The sequence below is a fragment of the Pedobacter sp. NJ-S-72 genome (assembly GCF_053890575.1).
Genome location: NZ_CM132681.1, coordinates 5,322,937 through 5,345,885, shown reverse-complemented (window position 1 = coordinate 5,345,885; position 22,949 = coordinate 5,322,937). Strand labels below are relative to the sequence as shown.

At 37.9% G+C, this 22,949-nt stretch carries 23 protein-coding genes and 5 pseudogenes; 24 read left to right on the top strand and 4 right to left on the bottom strand.

The genetic code is table 11. The annotated features are described in order from the left end of the window. Positions 1–21: 21 nt before the first annotated feature. Entirely contained in the window at positions 22–648 is a 627-nt protein-coding gene (locus ACWYN3_RS35140; protein WP_456218354.1) for a tetratricopeptide repeat protein, read from the bottom strand. 275 nt (positions 649–923) lie between these two features. Between ACWYN3_RS35140 and lon the strand changes: the two are divergent. Both lon and ACWYN3_RS35130 read left to right on the top strand, forming a co-directional pair. Further along, positions 924–3,407 (top strand): annotated as a pseudogene (gene lon / locus ACWYN3_RS35135) (endopeptidase La). Positions 3,408–3,448: 41 nt separating this feature from the next. After that, positions 3,449–4,432 (top strand): annotated as a pseudogene (locus tag ACWYN3_RS35130) (lipid A deacylase LpxR family protein). An 18-nt stretch (positions 4,433–4,450) separates the two neighbouring features. Here ACWYN3_RS35130 and ACWYN3_RS35125 read toward each other — a convergent pair. Continuing rightward, complete coding sequence (locus ACWYN3_RS35125) at positions 4,451–4,717, bottom strand: hypothetical protein (protein ID WP_456218353.1); 267 nt, start codon at positions 4,715–4,717, stop codon at positions 4,451–4,453. Further along, on the bottom strand, positions 4,686–4,874 hold the full coding sequence (locus ACWYN3_RS35120) for a peptide chain release factor-like protein (RefSeq protein WP_456218352.1): 189 nt from the start codon (positions 4,872–4,874) through the stop codon (positions 4,686–4,688). The genes ACWYN3_RS35125 and ACWYN3_RS35120 overlap by 32 nt, the downstream gene beginning before the upstream one ends. A gap of 72 nt (positions 4,875–4,946) precedes the next feature. On the opposite strand from ACWYN3_RS35120, the gene cmk reads away from it, so the two are divergent. Then, on the top strand, positions 4,947–5,633 hold the full coding sequence (gene cmk, locus ACWYN3_RS35115; protein ID WP_456218351.1) for a (d)CMP kinase: 687 nt from the start codon (positions 4,947–4,949) through the stop codon (positions 5,631–5,633). A 159-nt stretch (positions 5,634–5,792) separates the two neighbouring features. After that, positions 5,793–7,729: pseudogene (rpsA, locus tag ACWYN3_RS35110) on the top strand (30S ribosomal protein S1). Between the two features lie 117 nt (positions 7,730–7,846). Here rpsA and ACWYN3_RS35105 read toward each other — a convergent pair. After that, positions 7,847–8,230: a thiol-disulfide oxidoreductase DCC family protein gene (locus tag ACWYN3_RS35105; protein ID WP_456218350.1), complete on the bottom strand. Its 384-nt coding sequence runs from the start codon at positions 8,228–8,230 to the stop codon at positions 7,847–7,849. A gap of 167 nt (positions 8,231–8,397) precedes the next feature. Here ACWYN3_RS35105 and ACWYN3_RS35100 point away from each other — a divergent pair, with 167 nt between their 5' ends. The 20 genes and pseudogenes from ACWYN3_RS35100 to ACWYN3_RS35005 all read left to right on the top strand — a co-directional run bounded on the left by ACWYN3_RS35100 (position 8,398) and on the right by ACWYN3_RS35005 (position 22,825). Beyond that, entirely contained in the window at positions 8,398–9,303 is a 906-nt protein-coding gene (locus ACWYN3_RS35100) for a class I SAM-dependent methyltransferase (RefSeq protein WP_456218349.1), read from the top strand. Between the two features lie 220 nt (positions 9,304–9,523). Then, positions 9,524–10,072, top strand: a complete 549-nt coding sequence (gene pyrR, locus ACWYN3_RS35095; protein ID WP_041883417.1) for a bifunctional pyr operon transcriptional regulator/uracil phosphoribosyltransferase PyrR — start codon at positions 9,524–9,526, stop codon at positions 10,070–10,072. Positions 10,073–10,075: 3 nt separating this feature from the next. Further along, positions 10,076–11,018 (top strand): annotated as a pseudogene (locus ACWYN3_RS35090) (aspartate carbamoyltransferase catalytic subunit). Positions 11,019–11,544: 526 nt separating this feature from the next. After that, a complete protein-coding gene (locus tag ACWYN3_RS35085; protein ID WP_456223261.1) occupies positions 11,545–11,982 on the top strand; it encodes a tetratricopeptide repeat protein in 438 nt (145 codons plus the stop codon). Between the two features lie 29 nt (positions 11,983–12,011). Beyond that, a complete protein-coding gene (locus ACWYN3_RS35080; RefSeq protein ID WP_456218348.1) occupies positions 12,012–12,977 on the top strand; it encodes a tetratricopeptide repeat protein in 966 nt (321 codons plus the stop codon). Between the two features lie 40 nt (positions 12,978–13,017). After that, positions 13,018–13,494 carry a tetratricopeptide repeat protein gene (locus ACWYN3_RS35075; protein WP_456218347.1) on the top strand — a complete coding sequence of 159 codons (477 nt, stop codon included), beginning with the start codon at positions 13,018–13,020 and terminating at the stop codon, positions 13,492–13,494. Positions 13,495–13,700: 206 nt separating this feature from the next. After that, positions 13,701–13,982, top strand: coding sequence for a hypothetical protein (locus tag ACWYN3_RS35070; protein WP_456218346.1), 282 nt, complete (start codon positions 13,701–13,703; stop codon positions 13,980–13,982). Between the two features lie 116 nt (positions 13,983–14,098). Next, positions 14,099–14,272, top strand: a complete 174-nt coding sequence (locus ACWYN3_RS35065) for a hypothetical protein (RefSeq protein WP_456218345.1) — start codon at positions 14,099–14,101, stop codon at positions 14,270–14,272. Positions 14,273–14,283: 11 nt separating this feature from the next. After that, positions 14,284–14,472, top strand: coding sequence for a hypothetical protein (locus tag ACWYN3_RS35060; RefSeq protein WP_456218344.1), 189 nt, complete (start codon positions 14,284–14,286; stop codon positions 14,470–14,472). Between the two features lie 64 nt (positions 14,473–14,536). Then, complete coding sequence (locus ACWYN3_RS35055; protein WP_456218343.1) at positions 14,537–16,051, top strand: hypothetical protein; 1,515 nt, start codon at positions 14,537–14,539, stop codon at positions 16,049–16,051. A 74-nt stretch (positions 16,052–16,125) separates the two neighbouring features. Beyond that, positions 16,126–16,593 carry an HU domain-containing protein gene (locus ACWYN3_RS35050; protein ID WP_456218342.1) on the top strand — a complete coding sequence of 156 codons (468 nt, stop codon included), beginning with the start codon at positions 16,126–16,128 and terminating at the stop codon, positions 16,591–16,593. Further along, positions 16,556–16,990: a hypothetical protein gene (locus tag ACWYN3_RS35045; protein ID WP_456218341.1), complete on the top strand. Its 435-nt coding sequence runs from the start codon at positions 16,556–16,558 to the stop codon at positions 16,988–16,990. The genes ACWYN3_RS35050 and ACWYN3_RS35045 overlap by 38 nt, the downstream gene beginning before the upstream one ends. Before the next feature lie 152 nt (positions 16,991–17,142). After that, positions 17,143–17,784, top strand: coding sequence for a hypothetical protein (locus ACWYN3_RS35040; protein ID WP_456218340.1), 642 nt, complete (start codon positions 17,143–17,145; stop codon positions 17,782–17,784). Between the two features lie 2 nt (positions 17,785–17,786). Continuing rightward, positions 17,787–18,497: a MotA/TolQ/ExbB proton channel family protein gene (locus ACWYN3_RS35035; protein ID WP_456218339.1), complete on the top strand. Its 711-nt coding sequence runs from the start codon at positions 17,787–17,789 to the stop codon at positions 18,495–18,497. After that, positions 18,497–18,915: pseudogene (locus ACWYN3_RS35030) on the top strand (ExbD/TolR family protein). The gene ACWYN3_RS35035 and the pseudogene ACWYN3_RS35030 overlap by 1 nt, the downstream one beginning before the upstream one ends. Continuing rightward, a complete protein-coding gene (locus tag ACWYN3_RS35025; protein ID WP_456218338.1) occupies positions 18,902–19,291 on the top strand; it encodes a hypothetical protein in 390 nt (129 codons plus the stop codon). Before ACWYN3_RS35030 ends, ACWYN3_RS35025 begins: the two are co-directional and overlap by 14 nt. 38 nt (positions 19,292–19,329) lie before the next feature. After that, positions 19,330–19,482 carry a hypothetical protein gene (locus tag ACWYN3_RS35020; protein WP_456218337.1) on the top strand — a complete coding sequence of 51 codons (153 nt, stop codon included), beginning with the start codon at positions 19,330–19,332 and terminating at the stop codon, positions 19,480–19,482. A gap of 289 nt (positions 19,483–19,771) precedes the next feature. Further along, positions 19,772–21,016 carry a bifunctional folylpolyglutamate synthase/dihydrofolate synthase gene (locus ACWYN3_RS35015; RefSeq protein WP_456218336.1) on the top strand — a complete coding sequence of 415 codons (1,245 nt, stop codon included), beginning with the start codon at positions 19,772–19,774 and terminating at the stop codon, positions 21,014–21,016. A gap of 142 nt (positions 21,017–21,158) precedes the next feature. Continuing rightward, a complete protein-coding gene (gene pafA, locus ACWYN3_RS35010) occupies positions 21,159–22,505 on the top strand; it encodes an alkaline phosphatase PafA (protein ID WP_456218335.1) in 1,347 nt (448 codons plus the stop codon). A gap of 20 nt (positions 22,506–22,525) precedes the next feature. Further along, entirely contained in the window at positions 22,526–22,825 is a 300-nt protein-coding gene (locus ACWYN3_RS35005; RefSeq protein ID WP_456218334.1) for a hypothetical protein, read from the top strand. Positions 22,826–22,949: the final 124 nt, after the last annotated feature.

The following is a 22,949-nucleotide window of genomic DNA, read 5'->3' as shown; positions in this document are numbered from 1 at the left end:
CAGATTATCCTGGTTTGATTATTATTTCAGGCTTACAATCTGTGCCTTTACATAGTCTATCAATGAAATGATATCCTTACGCAATGGCTGAACAGTTAAAACCTTTTGAAAATCTGCTACCGAATTGTTAAACAATACAATACAAGCATCTTTATCAACACGTTTTTTGATTTTATAAGACTTGTAAATAGCATAGTCCTTATAAGCTAAACCCCTGTTTTGTAATAATTGAGTATCTTCTTCACCGTTGATTTCAATTGCTTTGGTAAAATCTTTAATCGCTGACAGATAGAAAGTATCACGCATTTGATTTAAAGACTCCTTAGGGTCGTTGGCAACGTTTTGTCTCGCCTTACCTCTATAGTAATAAGCAGAATAATCAGATGGTTTTACAGTAATCAGCCTGCTATAGGTCTCAATTGAGCTTTCAAAATTACCACATTGAAAATAAGAGTATCCCAGCATCTTCAATACGCTTGGGTTATTTGGGGTTTTAGAATCGGCCTTCTCTAACTGAGCTACTGCTCCTTTATAGTCGCCTTTCATCATTGCCTGCATTCCTAATTTATCATAACTTCCGCTTTGAGCAAAGCTGACATTGGCAGAAACAACCAAAAATAGTATAAGCGCTTTTTTAATATAGTTCATCAAATTTTATTTAATCAAGAATAAAGATATGAAATGATAGATATAAGTACCCATAATTTACGCATCATTTATTGATATTAAAAGCTAAACGCTTAAAAAACCAAAATATGATACAGAGGTCAATTAATTTTGCATATTCTGACTTTTTAACAGATAAAAAGCAATAATGAATGTTTGGCACAGGAGTTGAAATTATACACAGCAATATATAATTATAATTTTTATAAGCGACAGCCTGTCACATTGTCGTTTTTTTATTCTAGAAAGGCCTATTAATGAGTATAAAAGATCAGTTTGATTTTGGCAATGCATTACCCATCATAAATGAAGATACGGAATTTTTCCCTTTGATGTCCCAACAGGATGAAGATGAGATGAATAACGAAGAAACACCTGAAATACTAGCCATACTTCCATTGAGAAATACGGTTTTATTTCCTGGAGTTGTCATCCCAATTACCGTTGGAAGAGACAAGTCCATAAAACTGATAAAAGAAGCCTATAAAGGTGACAAAATTATTGGTGTAGTTTCCCAGTTGGATGTATCTATTGAAGATCCAACATTTGAACAGTTAAATAAAGTCGGTACTGTAGCCCATATTATCAAAATGCTGCAGATGCCTGATGGTAATACAACTGTGATCATCCAGGGAAAACAACGTTTCCGATTATTGGAAGAGGTACAGTCTGAGCCCTATATTAAAGTTACTATCAGTAAATTTAATGAGGCAAAACATAAAAAAGATAAAGAATTCAAAGCACTGGTGGCTTCTATCAGGGAAATGTCTTCACAAATCATCCAGCTTTCACCAAATATTCCAAGTGAGGCAGCGATGGCTCTTAAAAATATTGAAAGCACTTCTTTCCTGATCAATTTCATCTCTTCAAATATGAATGCAGATGTCAAAGACAAGCAAAAAATGCTTGAAATGGACAATCTAAGAGAAAGGGCCTTAATGGTGATGGAATTACTGACACTGGAACTGCAGATGCTGGAACTTAAAAACCAGATACAATCTAAAGTACGTGTTGATTTAGATAAACAGCAAAGAGACTACTTCTTAAACCAGCAGCTTAAAACTATCCAGGAAGAATTGGGAGGAAACTCTTCAGATCTTGAATATGAAGCGCTTGAAGTTCGTGCGAAGAAGAAAAAATGGTCAGTACAGGTAAAAGACCATTTTGGTAAAGAACTGGAAAAACTAGGCAGAATGAATCCTGCTGCCCCTGATTATTCTGTACAGATTAATTACCTTGAATTATTGCTTGATTTGCCATGGAATGATTTCACTAAAGATAATTTCGACCTGAAACGTGCGCAAAGAGTATTAGACAAAGATCATTTCGGATTAGAGAAAGTGAAACAACGTATCATTGAATATCTGGCTGTGCTTAAGCTGAAACGTGATATGAAAGCACCTATCATTTGTCTGGTAGGCCCTCCGGGAGTTGGTAAAACATCACTTGGTAAATCAATTGCCAAAGCTTTGAACCGCAAATATGTCCGTATGGCATTAGGTGGTATCAGAGATGAAGCAGAAATTCGTGGTCACAGAAAAAAAATATATAGGCGCAATGCCGGGACGTATTATTCAGTCTATCAAAAAAGCAGGTGCCGCTAACCCGGTATTTGTATTGGATGAGATTGATAAAGTGGGGTCTGATTTCAGAGGAGATCCTTCTTCGGCATTACTTGAAGTATTGGACCCTGAACAGAACAGCGCGTTCAATGATCACTATGTAGAGACTGATTACGATTTGTCTAACGTATTATTTATCGCATCGCAACAGCGAATTCACTGAGTAACATTCAGCCAGCTTTACTGGATCGTATGGAGATCATTGAAGTAAATGGCTATACCATTGAAGAGAAGATAGAAATCGCAAAAAAGTATCTTTTACCTAAGCAAAAAGAACAGCATGGTATTAAAACAAAAGATATTGTTTTAAAATCAAGCCTGATCGAGAAAGTAATTGAAGACTATACCCGTGAATCCGGTGTGCGTGGTTTAGAGAAAAAAATAGGTTCACTGGTACGTGGCGTAGCTACTAAAATTGCTATGGAAGAAACCTATGAGCCAGCATTAGGTCTTGAAGATGTAGAACGCATTTTAGGTGCACCTATATATGATAAGGATTTATATGAAGGTAATGAGGTAGCTGGTGTGGTAACCGGACTCGCCTGGACACAAGTAGGAGGTGATATTTTATTTATAGAGGCCAGTTTGAGTCCTGGTAAAGGAAAGTTAACCTTAACTGGTAATCTGGGCGATGTAATGAAAGAATCTGCTGTCATCGCATTAGCTTATCTTAGAGCTCATGCCTCTTTATTTGGCATTGACAACCAACTGTTTGATCTTTGGGACATTCATGTTCACGTTCCGGCTGGTGCAACACCAAAAGACGGTCCTTCGGCAGGTATTACTATGCTGACTGCACTGACTTCGGCATTTACGCAGCGTAAGGTAAAATCTAATTTAGCCATGACTGGAGAAATCACACTTCGTGGTAAAGTTTTACCTGTAGGCGGAATCAAAGAAAAGATCCTTGCGGCTAAAAGAGCTAACATTAAAGATATCATCTTATGTAAATCAAACCGTAAAGACATCCTGGAAATCAAAGAAAGTTATATCAAGGATCTTAACTTCCATTATGTAACTGAAATGAAAGAAGTAATTGAACTGGCGCTGATGAAAGATCAGGTTAAAGATCCTCAGGACCTGAGTGTCAAAATCAAACCAGCAACAGTTGCAAACTAATTGCGCAGATAGATTTTAACTCATATATTTAAAGCTCCGGAATAACCGGGGCTTTTTTTTATAATTCACATGAAATACACCGGGTATTCGATCCTTTTCGTTTTATTATTCTGCTCTTCTTTTTTTATTCACAATCTTTTAAAAATGAGATTGGTTTTAAAAGTGATAATGATTCCTATCTGGCTCAGGGTTCTGACCGTTATTATACAAACGGATTGTTTCTTTACTTCCGTCATGCTACGGATCAGCAAAAGTTAAAGGCCGGACTGGAGAAAAAAACCTACGAAATCAGTGCAGGTCAGATGATGTTTAATCCTTATTCAGGTTATGCTCCTGATCCGGCTAAACAAGATCGTCCTTTTGCAGGTTATTTATATGTAGGTGGTACGATGAACTGGTTTTATAGTGATGAAAGTATCATCAGTGCAAGCGCACAAATTGGTACGACCGGAAAAAACTCGTTAGGTGAAGCAGGTCAGAAATTATTGCACAAAACATTTGGCTTCTATGATGTTGGCGGATGATGGGATTACCAGATTAAGAACGAACTGGCAGTTAACCTTTCTGCACAGTATACTAAATTATTGACACGCACAGCCGGCAATGCCGTTGAATTATCTTTTGAAGGATATGCTAACCTAGGAACGACTTTTAGTGGTGCGGGTGCGGGTTTACTTTTCAGAACGGGTAATCTGAACCAGTTATTTAATTCTGCTTATACACATGCAGTTGTTGGCAATAATGCAAAAACTAAATCACTGGTAAAAAGAGAAATGTTTTTCTATGCTAAACCTCAGCTAAATGTGGTGGCTTATGATGCGACTATCCAGGGAAGTATGTTTAACAACAATAGTCCGGTAACTTTTAGTCAGAAACCCGTTGTATTTGCGCAGCAATTGGGGATAGATTACAGTGTGGATCGATTTACTGCTGATTTTGGCGTTTTGTTTAAAACGAAAGAAATTAAGAGTATCGCAAGAGCACATCAGTGGGGATCGATTACCGTGTCTTACAGATTTAACTAGACAACGATTTTACCTGGATCAGTTTAACCAGGCATCCATGCCTGGCTTTTTCCTGTTTTCTTTTTTTACTGCAATTGATTTCTTGTCGCTTTTCCTTCTCAGAATAACACTTTTTGGTGTATGCGTAGGTTTTCTTTTTTTGTCAACATGAAGACCTATTTTCAATAAAGCCATCAGTTTGATAATGCTTTGTTCTTTATTGACCAGCTGACTTCTGTCCTCTTGTGAAACTACATGAAGATTACCTTCTGTATCAATCCGGTTTGCCAGACGTTCTGCAAGCAATGCTTTTTCTGTCGTGGAGAAAAAATTCAGCAGACTCTACATGGAGGATGACCTCGACTTTACTGGAGACCTTGTTGACATTTTGTCCGCCTTTCCCCCCACTCCTGGAAGTTTTAAAGGTGAGCGATTTAACGAGTTCTTTTCTATCTTTATACATACCCGCAAAAATAATTCTTTTTCTTTAAAACTATTTTAAAAAACCCTCAAAACAGTATATTTTTGCACCTATATGAGAAAAAATGTAGTTGTGGCCATTGATGGTTATTCTTCATGCGGTAAAAGCACGCTGGCAAAAGCACTGGCAAAAACATTGGGCTTTATCTATATAGATAGCGGTGCAATGTACAGAGCGGTGACTTTATATTTTATACGCAATCATATTAATGTAAGCGATGAGGCAGCGGTAACCGATGCCCTGGCGCACATTGAACTGAATTTTCACTCCAGAGATTACGAATCGCACATCACCCTGAATGGCGAAGAAGTTTCGGAAGAAATCAGACAAATGCCTGTTTCTGAAACTGTAAGTGAAATATCCGCTCTTAAACAAGTACGTAAAGAGATGGTGAAACAGCAGCAACGCATGGGTAAGTCCAAAAATATAGTTATGGACGGCCGTGATATTGGTACTACTGTATTTGCTGATGCCCAGGTCAAACTGTTTATGACAGCAGATCCTAAAGTAAGAGCAGAGCGAAGATTCAAAGAATTACAGAGTAAAGGCGATACAACTACTACGCTGGAAGAAGTTTTCGAGAATCTTGCACACCGGGATTATGCAGATACCACGAGAAAAGAAAGCCCACTTGTTCGTGCAGAAGACGCTATCATTCTGGACAATACAGAAATTACTCCTGCTGAGCAGCTTGAATTTGCGCTAAATAAAGTTACCCCCTTCATCCCACAGCTGGTATGAAATAGGAATCTGGGGAATTAACACCCGATTGTCATTCGAAATACATATTAATTAAGACAAACTGTTCAAAATCAACAACATTTATTAAAAAATTCTTTCATTAAAAATATTAATTTCTATCTTTGCAGTCCCTAAAGGGAAAAGGAGATTAAATGATTAATGGCAAAAAAACAAGTAGCAGAAAAAGAATTAGAGGCTAAAAAAGCCGAATTACAAGGTACAGACGCTCGTCTGACTGAAAAAGAAACCATTGAATCTGAAGCAGATTCATTGTCGATCGAACAGATCAAATCATCACTAGCAACACCAGATCAGGACTTTGACTGGGATGCAGACGATAAAGCTTTCGGAAAATACTCTGACGAAGACCGTAAAAAGTTTGAAGACATGTATACCGATACTTTCAATCAAATCAACCAGGGTGAAATTATCAGCGGTATTGTTGTATCAATCAACAATAAAGACGTTGTATTAAACGTAGGATTTAAATCTGACGGTTTAGTATCAACTTCTGAATTCCGTGATACACCTGATTTGAAAATCGGTGATACAGTTGATGTATTTGTTGAAGCTCCGGAAGACGCAAATGGTCAATTGATTTTATCTCGTAAAAGAGCAAAAACTCAGAGATCTTGGGAATCTATCAACGAAGCCCTTGACAATGACAGAATCATCAACGGATTTGTTAAAAGCCGTACTAAAGGTGGTCTTATCGTTGACATCATGGGTGTTGAAGCTTTCTTACCTGGTTCTCAGATCGACATCAAACCGATCCGTGATTACGATGTTTATGTAGGTAAAACAATGGAATTCAAAGTTGTGAAAATCAACCACGAATTTAAAAACGTTGTAGTATCACACAAAATCTTAATCGAAGACGATTTAGAAAGTCAAAAAGTTGAGATCGTATCTAAACTTGAAAAAGGTCAGGTATTAGAAGGTACTGTTAAAAACATTACTGACTTCGGTGTATTCATCGATTTAGGTGGTGTTGACGGTTTACTTCACATTACTGATATTTCTTGGGGCCGCATAGAGCATCCAAAAGAAGTATTGAGCTTAGATGAGAAAATCAATGTTGTTGTTCTTGACTTTGATGACGAGAAAAAACGTATTGCATTAGGCTTAAAACAATTAACTCCACACCCTTGGGAAAGTTTAGATACTAACCTTGTTGTTGGATCTAAAGTTAAAGGTAAAATCGTTACTGTAGCCGATTACGGTGCATTCTTAGAAATCATTCCTGGTGTTGAAGGTTTAATTCACGTATCAGAAATGTCTTGGTCTCAAAACTTACGCAGCCCCCACAGGAATTCTTGAAAGTTAGCGACGAAATCGAAGCTGAAGTATTAACTTTAGACAGAGACGAACGCAAAATGAGCTTAGGTATTAAGCAATTAACTCAGGATCCATGGCAAAATGTTGCTGAAAGATATCCTATCGGAAGCAAACATACTGCTGTAGTTAAAAACATGACTAACTTCGGTGTATTCGTGGAAATTGAAGAAGGTATTGATGGATTAATCCATATCTCTGATCTTTCATGGTCTAAAAAAGTTAACCACCCTAACGAATTCACTAAAGTAGGTGATACATTAGACGTAGTTGTTTTAGAATTAGACGTTGATAGCCGTAAATTAAGCTTAGGTCATAAACAATTAGAAGAAAACCCTTGGGATACTTTTGAAACTATCTTCACGTTAGATTCAATTCACCAGGGAACTGTTGTTAAAGTAACTGATAAAGGTGCTGTTATTGCTTTACCATATGGTGTAGAAGGATTCGTTCCAACTAAACACATGGCTAAAGAAGATGGTACTACTATTAAAGCTGAAGAAACTAATGATTTCAAAATCATCGAGTTTAACAAAGATGCAAAACGTATCGTTGTTTCTCATGCCCGTATCTGGGAAGAGGCTAAAGCTGAAGTTGCTGCTGAAGAAAGAGCTACTAAGAAAAAAGATGCTAAAGCTTCAAGCAATGCAGTTAAAAAAGTTAAAGATTCAGTTGAGAAATCAACTCTTGGTGATCTAGGTGTTCTTGCACAATTGAAAGAGCAAATGGAAGGCGAAGAAAGCAAAAACAAAGCTAAATAATCTTCAAGCTTATATATTAAAAAGAGGGTGTCCAAAAGACACCCTCTTTTTTTATGTTCTGAAATTTGTAAGATGATTGAATACGTATTTTCAATAAAGGTTATAGAAACTTAGCCTTCAGTACAGCGGTAGGTACCATACAGCTCTCCTCCCTCCCCCAGATCGAATATCTGCGCTTTGCGATCTGATCATATACGAAGTCCCTGATAAAGGCAAGGCAGGTACTATTAACAAACCATACAGTAAAGGCCATGCTCCGCTAAGATGTCTTGTAATTCGCAACGCAGCTGTAGAACGCTGATAAACCCTCCCATTTTCAAACAAGATAATACTGCTTAATTCACTTAATGATAATCCAAAGGGCCCCAGGTATTGCTGTGCAACATCACTTTGCAGCGCAGCGAATCTGAACTGATCCTTCAGATCTCTCTTAATGACAAATTTAACGGAGCCTGTACATAAATTACAAACACCGTCAAAAAATATGATAGAATACTGCATAGTCAAATTAGTCAGTTAAGGTGTTTATAATATCTGTCACTTATATATAACGGAAAGCAATGTTAATAATTGCGAAATTGTTATGCAACACAAATTCTTTTCTTAACATCTTTTAACAGTTTAGGCTAAAATAAATTACTTATATTTAGTAAAACAGATATCCATTTATGTATCACCACGATAGCTACAAGAAACATGAGGACTGGTACAATGTAAACTTCCCAACAGCCGAAGACAAGGTAGCTTATCTAAAAAGAAATGACAGTAAAGCCCAAACGGTCAATAACTGGTTACAGAATATATTCTTCACCTGTATAAATCCTTTACTCAGAAAAGCTGATCAGAAGTGGCTCACTGTAGGTGATGCTTATGGATTTGATGCCCAATATATCCAGCAATCCAATAACGCACAGCATGCCGAAGCCAGCGACCTGAATAGTGATTTTTTGGAAATTGCTATGCAAAATGGGATTATAAACAACTATTCCGTTCAGAATGCGGAAAAGTTAACCTTTCAGGATAATACATTTGATTATATCCTGTGTAAAGAAACTTATCATCATTTTCCAAGGCCATATGCTGCACTGTATGAAATGATACGTGTGGCTAAAAAAGGAATTGTAATCATTGAGCCTCAGGATCCGGTAACAAAAATGCCTATGTTATTAGGTATATTAAATATCCTGGCAAAGTCCAGTCCTTCGCTTATAAAAAAGCTGTGGAAAAATCAATTCTCTTATGAACCCGTTGGTAACTTCGTTTATAAAATCAGCGAAAGAGAGTTTGAGAAGTTTGCTGCTGGCCTTGGCCTGCCGATGGTTGCTTTTAAACAAATTAACCCCAATTTCTACGCTAAAGGAATGGAAAGCTTACCAGCTTCAAAAAACGAAAAACATTTTAGGCAAATCAACAGGAAAAAGAAGGTTTTAGATATCCTGGTAAAAATGACTGTTATTCCCGGACAGGTTTTATCAGTTATTGTATTTAAAGAAAATCCAGCGCCGGAGCTGTTAATAGAATTGAAAGCACTTAACTATAAAATAGTTAACATTCCTAAAAACCCTTACGCTTAATCCTGTTTAAGTTCTCCCTAACAATACGGATAGCTAAAATAAAGAATCGCTCCCCCGGATCTCTCCTCTTTTTGCAAAAAGAATAAGGTTAATTTGTACATATGAATCAGGCAATTAGCTTTATTTTATAATTAAAAAAAGCAGAACCTCATTGAAATTAATTAAAATTGCGGACACATAATTCAATCCGATTTTTTATATTTGCCTAATCAATTTGTCAATGCAAAAGAGAACCCTGCTAGACGGTAAAAAATTCCAAATCACAATTAAGAGACTTTGTCATCAATTAATTGAGAATCACAACGATTTTTCTAATACCGTACTCATTGGTATACAGCCCCGCGGCAGTTACTTCGCAGACAGAATCAAACAGGAACTTTCAGAAATTCTTAAAAACAAGACCATCAGAAAAGGTAATCTTGATATCACTTTCTTTAGAGATGATTTCAGGAGAAAAGATGGAATTGTTTCCGCAAACAGCAACACTATAGATTTTATCATTGAAGGATGTAATGTCGTTCTGATTGATGATGTACTATGGACAGGCCGTACCATCAGAGCGGCATTGGATGCATTGCTTGCATTTGGAAGACCAGCTAAAGTAGAACTTCTGGTCTTAATAGACAGAAGATTCTCAAGACACGTACCTATTGAACCTGATTATATCGGACAACAGGTCGACAGCCTAGATTCCCAAATGGTAAAAGTAAGCTGGAAAGAGACAGAAGGAGAAGACAAAGTAATTTTATTATCAGACAGAAATAAATAAAAAATGGCAGCAGAAAAAAAACTATCAACCCGACATCTTTTAGGCATTAAAGATATTACCCTGAATGATATTGAATTGATTTTTGAGACTGCAGATAATTTCAAAGGTGTCATTAACAGGACGATTAAAAAAGTCCCTTCCCTGCGTGATATTACCATCGCAAATATCTTCTTTGAAAACTCTACCCGTACAAAATTATCCTTTGAACTGGCAGAAAAAAGGCTTTCAGCAGATGTGATTAATTTCGCAGCATCATCCTCTTCGGTAAGTAAAGGAGAAACCCTAATCGACACAGTCAATAACATACTGGCTATGAAAGTGGATATGGTAGTGATGAGACACCCTTATGCTGGTGCCGGTGTATTCCTGAGTAAACAGTAAACATATCAATGCACAGATTGTCAATGCCGGAGACGGTGCGCATGAGCATCCTACACAAGCATTACTTGACGCTTACTCTATTCGCGAGAAACTAGGTGAGGTAAGAGGTAAGAAAGTTGTCATTGTCGGAGATATACTGCACTCAAGAGTAGCCATTTCCAATATCCTATGCCTGCAAAAACTAGGTGCAGAGGTCATGGTCTGTGGCCCTACAACCCTGATTCCAAAACATATTGCCAGCCTGGGTGTCAAAGTAGAGCATGATCTGATCAAGGCATTAAACTGGTGTGATGTTGCAAATATGCTTCGTATTCAACTGGAAAGACAGGATATCAAATACTTCCCGTCTTTAAGAGAGTATGCGATGATGTATGGTCTTAACAAGCAAATCCTTGATAACCTGGATAAAGAAATTATTGTCATGCACCCAGGCCCGATTAACAGAGGGGTTGAGATTACAAGTGACGTGGCTGACAGTAAACAATCGATCATTTTAGATCAGGTAGAAAATGGGGTAGCTATCAGAATGGCTGTACTTTATCTGCTTGCATCTCAGAGAGATTAGTCCTCATCCCTTTTCTTTTATACCATTCTGGCTAAATTAGCGTTAAACAGTGTTATCAACACTTGTTAACTTCTTATGTTAATAAGCCACGTTACAATAATTATATTAGCAGCAACCATATTTGAAATCATTGCAACCATCATGTGCCTATCGCTCTTTAAACAGCTGATAGAAAGGGTTCATGTTAGTTTCATAACCGCTTAAAGAAATTAAACACCAATGAAGAAAAAATACTTTTTTATTCCGCTTTTATTAGCTGGTAACCTTACCGCAGGTTATGCGCAGGTAAGTGCGTTAGTAAACCTCAATAAAAACTATCAGACCGGCCTTGAATTACTTCAAAATGAAAAGTATGTTGCTGCAGCTCAACAATTCAGATTGGTTGAACAGTTAAGACAGAAACCCGGAACCGCTCAGGAAAGCAATGCTGAACTTTCTTTATTAAAAGAAAAATGCCAAGTTTTATGCAGCTGTCTGTGCATTAGAATTAGGCAATCGCGATGCGGAAAGCTTATTTCAAACCTTCATTAAAGACTACCCTTTAAACCCAAACACAAAACTTGCTTACTTCCACGTAGGTAAATCTTATTTCGCACAGAAAAATTATCAGAAAGCATTAGACTGGTTTGAAAAAACCGACCCTTCTACTCTTTCTCAGAAACAAAGAACAGAATATCAGTTCAAACAGGGATATTCTTATTTCGAACTGAAAAACATAGAAAAAGCAGAACCTTTATTTGAAGCGGTAAAAAAAGTTGACGGCCCTTTTCAGGAAAGTGCAACTTATTATTTTGCTTATATCAATTACCTGAACAAAGAATATAAAACAGCACTGAGCAACTTTGAAAAACTGAAAGGTTCTAAGACTTACGAAGCTAGTTATCCTTATTATATCACTTCCATGTATTACCTGGATGAGCGTTATGATGATGTAATCAATTATGCTGCTGTGTTCCAATCTTAAAAAGTACTAAACAACAATTTGAAGCGGAGATGCTGAGTTTAATCGCAGCTTCTTATTTCGCCAAATCAGATTATAAAAATGCAGCACTGTATTTCAGTGATTTCTATACAAAAAGTGGCACCACTAAAACCAAAAACAACCTTTTCATTTATCAGTACGGTTATTCACTGTTTGAATTAGGTATGTACAGAGAATCGGTAGGCATATTGGAGCAGTTAACTGCTGATGATGTATATCTGCAAAGCGGAATGCACACACTGGGACGTGCCTTTATCAAACTGGGTGACAAATCAAAAGCTAGAAGTGCTTTCTTCAGAGCATCCCGTCTTGAATTTGATAAAGTAACTCAGGAAGATGCGTGGATCAATTATGCAAGATTAAGCTATGAACTTGACTTTAATCAGCAGGCATTAGAATCGACACAGAGCTTCTTAAAACAATTTCCTAAATCACGCAAAGTAAACGAAGCTAAAACATTGCTTGGTGAAATTTTGCTGACCAGTAAAAATTACCAGGCCGCTATTGATATCTTAGACCCTATTCCTGATAAATCACCAGAGGCAAAAGAGGCTTATCAAAAAGTACTATATTTCAGAGGTCTGGAATTTTACAATGAACGTGCATTCCCAAATGCCCTTTCTATGTTCCAACGCTCTAATGCATTACCTAGCGATGCCGAAATCCATGCACTGAGCACTTACTGGATGGCAGAATCGATGTATGAATTACGTAAGTACGGAGAAGCGGTAAAGACTTTCGAGAAATTCCTTACGATGCCTGATGCGGAAAAAACCAAGGTATATAACTTCGCTAATTACGCGCTGGCCTATTCTGCATTTGAAGATGAGAAATATGCAAAAGCAGCAACTTACTATGAACGTTTCCTGAGTGGAAATGATAAAGATAAAAATACAGTAGTTGATGCAACTATGCGTTTAGCAGATTCATACTTTGTAAGTAAGAGCTATGGAAATGCACTGACTGACTTACTATAACAGAATTATTGCTGACAAATCGACTGGTGAAGACTACGCCTTGTTCCAAAGAGGAATGATCCAGGGATTACAGGGACAGGACGATACCAAGATTGCTACAATGGGAAGCTTGTTACAACAATTCCCTTCCTCAAACTATGCAGATGACGCAGGTTTCGAAATTGCCTATACTTATTTCAATAAAGGTGATCTTGACAAATCAAGAACTGACCTGACCGCTTTAATCAGTAAGTATCCAAACAGCAGTTATGTACCAAGAGCACTGGTTACCATCGGTCTTGTACAATATAACCAGGATAAAGATGAAGAAGCATTGGCTACCTTTAAGAAAGTAATTACTGATTATGCAAGTACAGAAGAAGCTAAACAAGCTTTAGAATCTATCAAAAATATCTATGTAGACCGTGGCGATGCAAATGGCTTTATTGCTTATGCTAATACGACACCTATCGGTAACTACACCGTAGCAGAGCAGGACAACATCGTTTTTTCCAGGCAGCTAAAAACACCTATCTGAAAGGCGACGCTCAGGGAACTGTTGAAAGTGTTAACGCTTACTTTGATAAGTATCCGAAAGCGATCCATGCTAAAGAGGCTAAATTCATCAGAGCAGAATCACTGGTCAAACTAAATCGTCCTGATGAGGCTATTCCTGATTACGAATTTATTCTGAATGACTGGACAAGTGACTACACAGAACGTTCACTGGTTAGTATATCTAAATTGTTCCTTGCACAGAAAAAATACAATGAAGCAGTCGTTTATCTGAAAAGACTGGAAACTACTGCAGATTACAAAGCGCATTATTCATTTGCAATCAATAACCTGCTTAAGGCCTATACAGCTTTAAATATGCCGGATGACATGCTTAAATATGTGCTGTTAACTAAAGAGTCTGATAAAGCCTCTGAAGAAGAAGTAAACAGTGCAGATCTGTATGCAGGTAAAGCTTACCTGTTAAAAGCAGATACAACGATGGCTGTAAAAAATCATTCACAAATGTAGTTGGTAAAACAAAGACGCTGGCAGCTGCCGAAGCTAAATACACACTGGCAGAAATTCAATACAATAAACATGACTATAAAACATCTCAGAAAACTTGTTTTGATTTAGTCAATAACATGCCTTCTTACGATTACTGGGTAGCTAAGGCGTTCATCCTGCTGGCAGATAATTATGTCGCATTAAAAGACAAACTGCAGGCAAAAAGTACGCTCTTAAGTATTATTGATAACTATGACGGTAAAGATGAAATTGTCGCTACTGCCAAAGAAAAATTAGAAAAAATTAAATAAGACAAAGCACCATGAGATTTAACAAATTTATATATACTACTGTTTTCTTACTAACTGCGGGTACACTGACCATCAAAGCTCAGGATAAAAAAACGACCGAGAAAAAGACTACAGAAAAGAAAACTGCTGAGAAGAAGCCAGTTGAGAAAAAAGCTCCTGAGAAAAACCCTGATGATAAACAGGTAACAGAAGAAAAATGAAGTAGTAGTAAGACCGTATAAGCCAATTTTAGCAGAAGCGGTTAAACTCAGAAGAAGCCCTGATTTGAATGATGTTAAAACTTATAAAGCACGTTTCAATTATAGCCTGACAGACAGAAAACTGGAACTGAATTCTGATATTGATAAACTGTATGCACAGGAAGTAGCAGCGGAAAGACAAACTGAAATCATTAATAATTATGTAAAAGGCGGATTTGGTTCTGCAAGTACAGTTCTTGGTGAAGCTTATATCAATATGGGCCGTTCTGAGGATTTACAGTTAGGTGGTTTTTTCAGACACTTTAGTCAGTCAGGAAAATTAAACGGGCAGAAATTCAATCAGCAGCAATTAAGTATTTTTGGTCGCAGCATTGGCGAGAAAGCAATATTCAGCGGTCGTATTAACTATGAAAGAAAAGGTGTTTATTTCTATGGTTATGATGAAACTAATCCAAATAGAAATCCTAACCCAGCCAAGCAATCATTCAATTTCATAGAGGCAGAAGCTGAAGTTGTAAACAAACACAGTGAAGATGAAGATGCTTTAAGTTATGCAGCTAAAGTGAATGGCTATATCTGGGGAGACCAGTTATCCGCTACAGAAAACTCTGTTGTAATTAACGGTTACTTAAATAAAAGAATCAGCAGTTTCAATTTCGGTTTAGCTGCTTCCGGAGAATTTGGTAATACTAAAGATGTATTAACAAGTGTATCGAACAACCTGCTTCGCTTAAATCCATATATCCGTTTACAGGCTAATGGTATAAAAATTACTGCAGGAATCAACTTTGTTCAGGAGTTTGGTACGGTATCTAAATCGAGAATCTTTCCTGCTGTAACCGCAGACTTCACTATTATTCCTGATTACTTACAGATCTTTGGTGAAATCAAAGGAGACGTGAACAGAAACTCTATGAAAGAATTCACCGATGAAAATCCTTTCCTGAATAGTAATATTGCTATCAAAAACTCTATTGAAAAATTAAGTTTCAGTGCTGGTATTAAAGGTACTGGTGGCCCTGGTTTTGGTTACAAAGCAAGAGTATACCGCAAAGAAATTACTGATATGCCACTGTTCGTAAATAACTACACTGACTTCAATAAGTTTGATGTGATCTATGATTTCGGTACTATGAAGCTGTTAGGTTTAGAAGGTGAAGTTTCAGTACAGGTGAGTGATCAGTTAAAATGGACAGGAAAAGTAAACCTGGAAGATTACAAACCATCGTCAGAAACTTACAGCTGGTTTAAACCTCAATTGCGTGTAAGTTCAGACCTGTTATATAATGTAACGGATAAGATCGGTTTTAGTGCTGCTGTAGTTATTCAGGATGCATCTAATGCAAAAATCTATACAACGGCCCCTTCATCGCCATACGTCATCCCTAACACAGCTAACGAACAAGTAGTTAATGTGAAAGGATTTGTCGATTTAGGAATTGGTGCAACTTATAAGATCAATAACAGATTTTCAGCCTTCGCTAAAGCAAATAACCTGCTTAATAAAAAGTATAGCAGATACTTATATTACCAGGCAATTGGCGTTAATGTATTCGGTGGAATCAGTTATTCGTTCTAAGAGCCTGCCTAAATTCAGCTAACCAATTACAATTATAATTGGTTGATACGGAATTAAAATTTATTTTTACCAGAATGGATATCTTGTCTTACCTCTCAGAACTTATTCAAACCCGTAAAGCTGTAGGAGTTTCCGGATTGGGAACTGTCTACAAAAAGAAATTACCGGGAAGGTACGATGCAGAAACGCATTCGTTTGTACCCCCTAGTTATACTATTGACTTTACGCCTGAAGTTAAAGAAGAGCTAATATTAGCTGAATTCATCAGTAAAAAAAGGAATGTATCAAATGATACTGCCAATTACTTTATTGATGAATTCAGCAATGGTATTTTACAGCAGTTAAATGATCATCAGGAAGCAGATTTTGGTGACCTGGGCAATTTATATAAAGCAGAAGATGAACTGCGCTTTGAGCCATCAGAAAAAAAAAAAAAATTACGGTTTCGATTTTTATGGCTTACCTGTTGTGAAAGCAGAGCAGGAACCTTCGGCAGAAGAGATTATGCCAGAAACCCCATCTGTAGAAGAACATGCACATAGTCATATTGATGAAGTAATACCTTTTGAGATTCCTGTTGTTGAAGAACATATAGAGGCTCCGGAGAAGCATAAAGAAGAAATTACTCCGGAAACAGAAGTATTACCATTAGAAATCCCGGTTGTTACAGAACACGCAGAAGAAGAAGTAACATCTTCTGAACCCCCAGTCGTTGAACATACAGAAACTCCAGAAGAGCTTGTTGAAGAACCAGTAACTGCTCCGGAAGAAGAAGTACTGCCTTTTGAAATTCCGGTTGTTGAGCAGCATACAGAAACTTCGCAAGAACATATAGAAGAGTATGTAAATACTCCTGAGGAAGAACCAGTAACTGCCCCGGAAGAAGTAGCACCTGTGGAGGAACCAGTAGTTGTCTCTCTGTTAAAGAGCCAGCAATAGAAACTGTTGTTCCTGACCATGAAAACTTTATTCCGGATAGCCCGGTTCCACCGCGTAAAGATGAGAAACAACTTCGTGCAGAAATCGAAGCACTGAATTTTTATCGTTCTAAATCTCCGGTTGCCAAAACAACTACACCTGAACAGGAAGAAGTGATCTGGAATATAAAAGATAATACTAAAACTACTGAGCCTGCTCAGTTTTACAATAAGAACGAAGAGGTTTACACTCCTGAAGAAGAGGAACCAGTTACTAAAACAACCCCTTTATATCTGAAAATAATTCTTGGTCTGCTGATCCTGATTATTATGATGATTGTTGCTTACATAGTCAAACCAGAATGGTTTAACGGAATCATAGCAAATAACCCTTTTACTACAACTCCGAAAACTGAGCAACCAGTTAAACAGCCTATACAGGTAAGATACAAACCAGATTCAACTGCTACTGCAGATACGGTTAAGAAAACCGTTCCGGGAACAACTGTTCCGGCTGCGACCAAACCAGTAAAGAAAGATTCAGTAATTCAAAAGACTGTAGTAAAAACTACTGATACAGCTACCGTCTATGAAGTTATGGCTGCTTCAATGCACGATCAAAAAGAAGCAGATAAGTTCATTGGGCAAATGAAAAAGAGCGGTATTAACGCCAAAGTAGTAACAAATATGTCCGGAAGGAAACTAAAAATCAGTATTGCAACGTTAAAGGATAATGAATCAGCTAAGATTGAGCTGGAAAGGTTAACCAAAAAACTGAAGATACCGAAAATGTACATTTATAAAAACAAACAATAAATATGATCACTTTGCTACAGGTTGCTACAGATACAGTACAACAATTAACAGATTCCGCCAACGTTGCGAAACAGGCTGTAACTGCTGCACCTCCGGAACTGCACTTCTTTGATTTATTGATGAAGGGTGGCTGGGTAATGCTCCCACTTGCATTTCTTGCTTTCGCGGGTTTGGTAATCTTCGTTGAACGTTATCTGACTATCAGAAAATCTTCTAAAACTGAATCTAATCTGATGCTTCAGATTAAACAATACATCCATGATGGCAGATTGGAAAATGCGATTGCTTTATGCAGAAATACAAATTCCCCATTGGGACGTATGCTGGAGAAAGGCCTGAAACGTATTGGCCGTCCAATCAAGGATATTGAAGCTGCAATTGAGAACGTAGGTAAACTTGAAGTCTCTAAACTGGAGAAAAACATCAGTATTCTGGGTATTATAGCCGGTATAGCACCGATGCTTGGTTTCGTAGGAACAATTATCGGGGTAATTACAATTTTCCATGATGTATCTGTTAAAGGTGCAATTGAAATTGGAACTATATCTGGTGGTTTATACACTAAAATGATTACTTCAGCAACAGGTTTAATTGTAGGTATTATCGCTTACGTTTTATACCATATCCTGAATGCGATGGTAGAAAGAATCATCCTGAGAATGGAAACAGATGCATTAGAGTTTATTGATCTATTAGAGGAACCAGGTAAATAATGAATCTACGCAAAAGAAATAAAGGAACTGTTGAGGTACATACTTCTGCGCTGAATGACATCATGTTTTTCCTGATGTTGTTCTTCCTGCTTGCTTCGGCAGCAGTAAATCCGCAGGTCGTAAAACTACTTCTTCCGCGTTCTGACTCCGGACAGCAATCTGCTGCTCAAAAAAAACGGTCACTGTCTCTATCAATGATAACCTGACTTATTTTGTAGAGAAACAACCTGTTACGCTGGATAAGATGAAGGCAAGTATTGAAGCTTATCAGAAGGCATCTCCGGATCTGACTATTGTATTGTATGTTGCCAGAGGAGTGTCCATTGAAAATACTATGGCCGTATTTGATGTAGCCAATCAGTTGAAACTGAAAGTTGTATTAGCTGTAGAACCAAAAAAAAATAATGATTTACCATAAAGAAGAAAATAATTATCCTAAAGCCGTAGCAATATCCACCGCGATCATGGCTGGTTTATTGGTATTAAGCTTTTTTATTGCTATCGCTATCGGGACATTCAAACCTGTTGAAGAAGCAGGTATGGGCGGAATGGTGGTTAATTATGGTACTTCTGTAGAGGGTATGGGTACTGATTATACCAGTATCGAAGAGCCTTCTGCTGATCCCAATGCAAACAAACAACTTCCTGATAAGGTAGTTCCTGAAAAACAGGTTACCCCTGTAAAGTCTGTAGAAAGTACAGATAAGGAAATTGCTACCCAGGATAATGAAGAAGCAGTAAGTATCAGCACAAAAAAAAACAAGCAAACCATCTACCCCTGCTGCGACAACTAAAGTTGTTGACAAACCAGCTAAACCAACTGTAAACCAAAATGCACTTTACAAAGGTAAAGCCAATAAAGGTACAGGACAGGGTGATGGAACCGGAACAACTCCTGGAAACCAGGGTTCAGTTAACGGCGATCCCCTTGCCAACAATTATGGTGAAGGCGGTTCTGGTTTTGGCGGTACACCTATCGCTTTAAGACGATTCACAAACCTGGTTACTCTCTCAGGATAACGGGCAGAAAACAGGTAAAATTGCAGTTCGTATCAGCATTAACAAGCAAGGAATCGTAGTTGATGCCACTCCTGGTGTCAAAGGAACAACCTTACAGGATTTAGATCTTTGGGCTAAATGTAAAACAGCCGTAATGGGTGCCCGTTTGAATCAGTCCGATAATGCTCCTGATCTGCAGGTTGGTGTTGTAGTTTTCAATTTTAAAGTGAAATAATTAGGTTTCTTTACTAATTTGCACCCTTAAAATCATTTCAATGACTTATTCAGAAACCCTGGATTACCTGTACAGCAGGCTTCCAATGTTTACCCGTATCGGTGCAGCAGCAATGAAAAAGGATTTACACAATACAATCGTAATGTGTGAAAACCTTGGAAACCCACAAGACAAATTCAAAACTATTCATGTTGGCGGTACAAATGGCAAAGGTTCTACTTCCCATATGCTGGCCGCTGTTTTACAAAAAGCAGGCTATAAAAACCGCTTATATACCTCTCCCCACCTAAAAGATTTCAGAGAAAGAATCAGGGTAAATGGTGAGATGATTACTCAAGAGTACGTCGTTGATTTTACTGCACAGGAAAAAGACCTGATCGAATCCATCAGCCCCTCCTTTTTTGAAGTGACGGTTGCTATGGCATTTGCTTATTTCGCAGCCGAAAATGTCGATGTTGCGATTATTGAAGTTGGCCTGGGCGGTAGAAAAGATTCAACGAATATCATTCATCCGGAATTATCGGTCATTACCAATATCAGCTTTGACCATACCAATCTGCTGGGTAATACCCTGCAGGAAATCGCAGGTCAGAAAGCCGGTATTATCAAACCCGGAGTTCCCGCTGTTATAGGTGAAAGACAAGAAGAAATAGCGCAGGTATTTATAGACGAAGCCACAGAAACATCCAGTAAACTGGTCTTTGCCAATAATGAACTTCACGTCAGGGATACCGTTCGTGAGGGTATGCAATTGCGCACCTCAGTTTATCAAAAGGGCACTTGTTTATTTAAAGATCTTAAACTGGATCTCACTGGTTTTTACCAGCTAAAAAATGTGCTGACCGTTATTCAGTCTGTTATAACACTCAACCAGAATGGCTTTAATATTTCTGATGAAGCAGTTTACAGCGGTCTTGCGAATACAGTTCAGATCACTGGCTTACAAGGCAGATGGCAGACTATCGGTGAAAATCCGCTGATCATCTGTGATACAGGACATAACATTGCAGGTATCCAGGAAGTGCTGGAAAATATCGAAGCCACTGAACATCACAGTTTACATGTGGTAATAGGTATGCTGAGCGATAAAGACATTACCAGTGTACTGAAGCTCTTACCTGTCCATGCAAAATACTATTTCTGCCAGCCCGATCTGGAAAGAGCAATGCCAGCTGATGAACTGGCTGCAAAGGCAGCAAAATTTATGTTACAAGGACCCATTTTCGAAACCGTAACGTTAGCTTTGAATGCAGCCAAAAAGAGAGTGCTGAAGCCGATGATTTAATCTTTGTTGGCGGCAGCACATTCGTGGTGGCAGAAGTCATATAAAGCTCCGAAACTAAATAATGTAATTGATACTGATGAAACCTGTGTGAACTCCCTTAAGTTCACACAGGTTTCATTACAAAAAAAACAATAAGCAACTGATGAAAAAAACTTACTTGTTATTCACCGCACTTTGTTGTCTGTGCAGCGTGACTTTAGCACAAAAAAAAACAAAGAGTACAAGCACGGGAGTTTATCCTGCAACTATTGACCGTCCAAAACTGGTCATCGGACTTGTAGTTGATCAAATGCGCTGGGATTACCTGTACCGCTATTATGACAGATATTCAAACGGAGGTTTCAAACGCCTGATCAACGACGGTTTTTCAGCTGAGAACACTTTTATTCCATATACCCCTACTTATACTGCCGTTGGCCACTCAAGTATTTACACTGGTTCTGTGCCAGCAATTACTGGTATTGTTGGTAATGATGACTGGTATGATCCGCAATTAAAAAGAAACGTTTACTGTACAGAAGATACGTCTGTAGTATCTGTAGGCTCAACTACAAGAGCAGGTATGATGTCTCCTAAAAATTTATTAAGCTCTACAATTACTGATGAACTTCGTCTGGCTACAAATTTCAGAGGTAAAGTAATTGGTATATCCTTAAAAGACCGTGGATCTATCCTGCCTGCAGGTCATACGCCAAATGGTGCTTACTGGTACGACGGACAAACCGGAGACTGGATCACCAGTACTTATTATATGAGCCAGCTGCCAACCTGGGTACAGGACTATAATAAACTTAAAATGGCCAATAAATATTATGATCAGAACTGGAATACCCTTTATCCTATCGAAAGCTATGTACAAAGCACGGCTGACAATAAAGATTATGAAGGTAAAACCAGAGGAGAACAAACTCCAACTTTCCCACATCCTTTAAAACTGTATGCAGGGAAAAACTATGACATGATCAGAAGTACTCCTTATGGAAATACAATTACACTTGATCTTGCAAAAGCAGCTATTAAAGCAGAAGATTTAGGGAAAGATAATATCACAGATTTTCTGGCTGTAAGTTGTTCTTCAACTGATTATATCGGTCACCAGTACGGCCCAAATTCAATCGAAGCAGAAGATACTTATCTGCGTTTAGATAAAGATTTCGAAGACTTCTTCAATTACCTGGATCAAACAGTAGGTAAAGGAAACTATCTTTTATTCCTTTCAGCAGACCACGGTGCAGCACATGTTCCTGGTTTTATGAAAGAAAACAAACTTCCTGGTGGCGTAGTAGATGATAAAGCTATTGTGACCAGCCTGAATATTTTTTTGGAAAGCCAGTTCAAAATCAAGAAACCAGTATTGTTAGCGATGAACAATCAGATCATCTTTAACCATGAAAACCCTGATTTCAAACAGATAGACTTCACTGCAATGAAATCTGCGTCTATAGAATATCTAAAAACACTTGAAGGATTTGCTGACGCAATAGATTAGCCCGCATATCAGAAAGCACATTGACTGCTGTACAAAAACAAATGATTACCAACGGATACAATGCACGTCGCAGCGGGGATATCTATTTTATTTTACAACCAAACTGGTTTGACGGTGGAAAAACTGGTACAACACATGGTGCATGGAATCCATATGACGCACATATTCCATTGGTTTTCATGGGCTGGAACGTGAAACCCGGTAAGACGAATAAAACACATCATATGACAGATATTGCAGCTACAATAGCCGCAATGCTTCATATTCAAATGCCAAGCGGCTGTGTAGGGGAACCTATTACAGAGCTTACGCATCAATAAAAAAAATTAAAAGACAAACCCTCTCCGCTCTCTTATCTTTGAAAAAGGTATGCATGTTCAGGCAGGGTTTGTCTTTTTTTATGTCTTATATATTGCAAAGCCGCTTCAAACTGCTTCTATATTT

What these genes read in the sequence shown, in the direction of transcription:
- ACWYN3_RS35045 (WP_456218341.1), top strand. Translation starts at nt 16,556, where the DNA reads ATGCCAGAAACCCCATCTGTAGAAGAACATGCACATAGTCATATTGAT.
- ACWYN3_RS35120 (WP_456218352.1), bottom strand. Translation starts at nt 4,874, where the DNA reads ATGTATAAAGATAGAAAAGAACTCGTTAAATCGCTCACCTTTAAAACT.
- ACWYN3_RS35100 (WP_456218349.1), top strand. Translation starts at nt 8,398, where the DNA reads ATGTATCACCACGATAGCTACAAGAAACATGAGGACTGGTACAATGTA.
- ACWYN3_RS35080 (WP_456218348.1), top strand. Translation starts at nt 12,012, where the DNA reads ATGCTGAGTTTAATCGCAGCTTCTTATTTCGCCAAATCAGATTATAAA.
- ACWYN3_RS35025 (WP_456218338.1), top strand. Translation starts at nt 18,902, where the DNA reads ATGATTTACCATAAAGAAGAAAATAATTATCCTAAAGCCGTAGCAATA.
- cmk (WP_456218351.1), top strand. Translation starts at nt 4,947, where the DNA reads ATGAGAAAAAATGTAGTTGTGGCCATTGATGGTTATTCTTCATGCGGT.
- ACWYN3_RS35105 (WP_456218350.1), bottom strand. Translation starts at nt 8,230, where the DNA reads ATGCAGTATTCTATCATATTTTTTGACGGTGTTTGTAATTTATGTACA.
- ACWYN3_RS35015 (WP_456218336.1), top strand. Translation starts at nt 19,772, where the DNA reads ATGACTTATTCAGAAACCCTGGATTACCTGTACAGCAGGCTTCCAATG.
- pafA (WP_456218335.1), top strand. Translation starts at nt 21,159, where the DNA reads ATGAAAAAAACTTACTTGTTATTCACCGCACTTTGTTGTCTGTGCAGC.
- ACWYN3_RS35035 (WP_456218339.1), top strand. Translation starts at nt 17,787, where the DNA reads ATGATCACTTTGCTACAGGTTGCTACAGATACAGTACAACAATTAACA.
- ACWYN3_RS35060 (WP_456218344.1), top strand. Translation starts at nt 14,284, where the DNA reads ATGAGATTTAACAAATTTATATATACTACTGTTTTCTTACTAACTGCG.
- pyrR (WP_041883417.1), top strand. Translation starts at nt 9,524, where the DNA reads ATGCAAAAGAGAACCCTGCTAGACGGTAAAAAATTCCAAATCACAATT.
- ACWYN3_RS35050 (WP_456218342.1), top strand. Translation starts at nt 16,126, where the DNA reads ATGGATATCTTGTCTTACCTCTCAGAACTTATTCAAACCCGTAAAGCT.
- ACWYN3_RS35065 (WP_456218345.1), top strand. Translation starts at nt 14,099, where the DNA reads ATGCCTTCTTACGATTACTGGGTAGCTAAGGCGTTCATCCTGCTGGCA.
- ACWYN3_RS35020 (WP_456218337.1), top strand. Translation starts at nt 19,330, where the DNA reads ATGCACTTTACAAAGGTAAAGCCAATAAAGGTACAGGACAGGGTGATG.
- ACWYN3_RS35140 (WP_456218354.1), bottom strand. Translation starts at nt 648, where the DNA reads ATGAACTATATTAAAAAAGCGCTTATACTATTTTTGGTTGTTTCTGCC.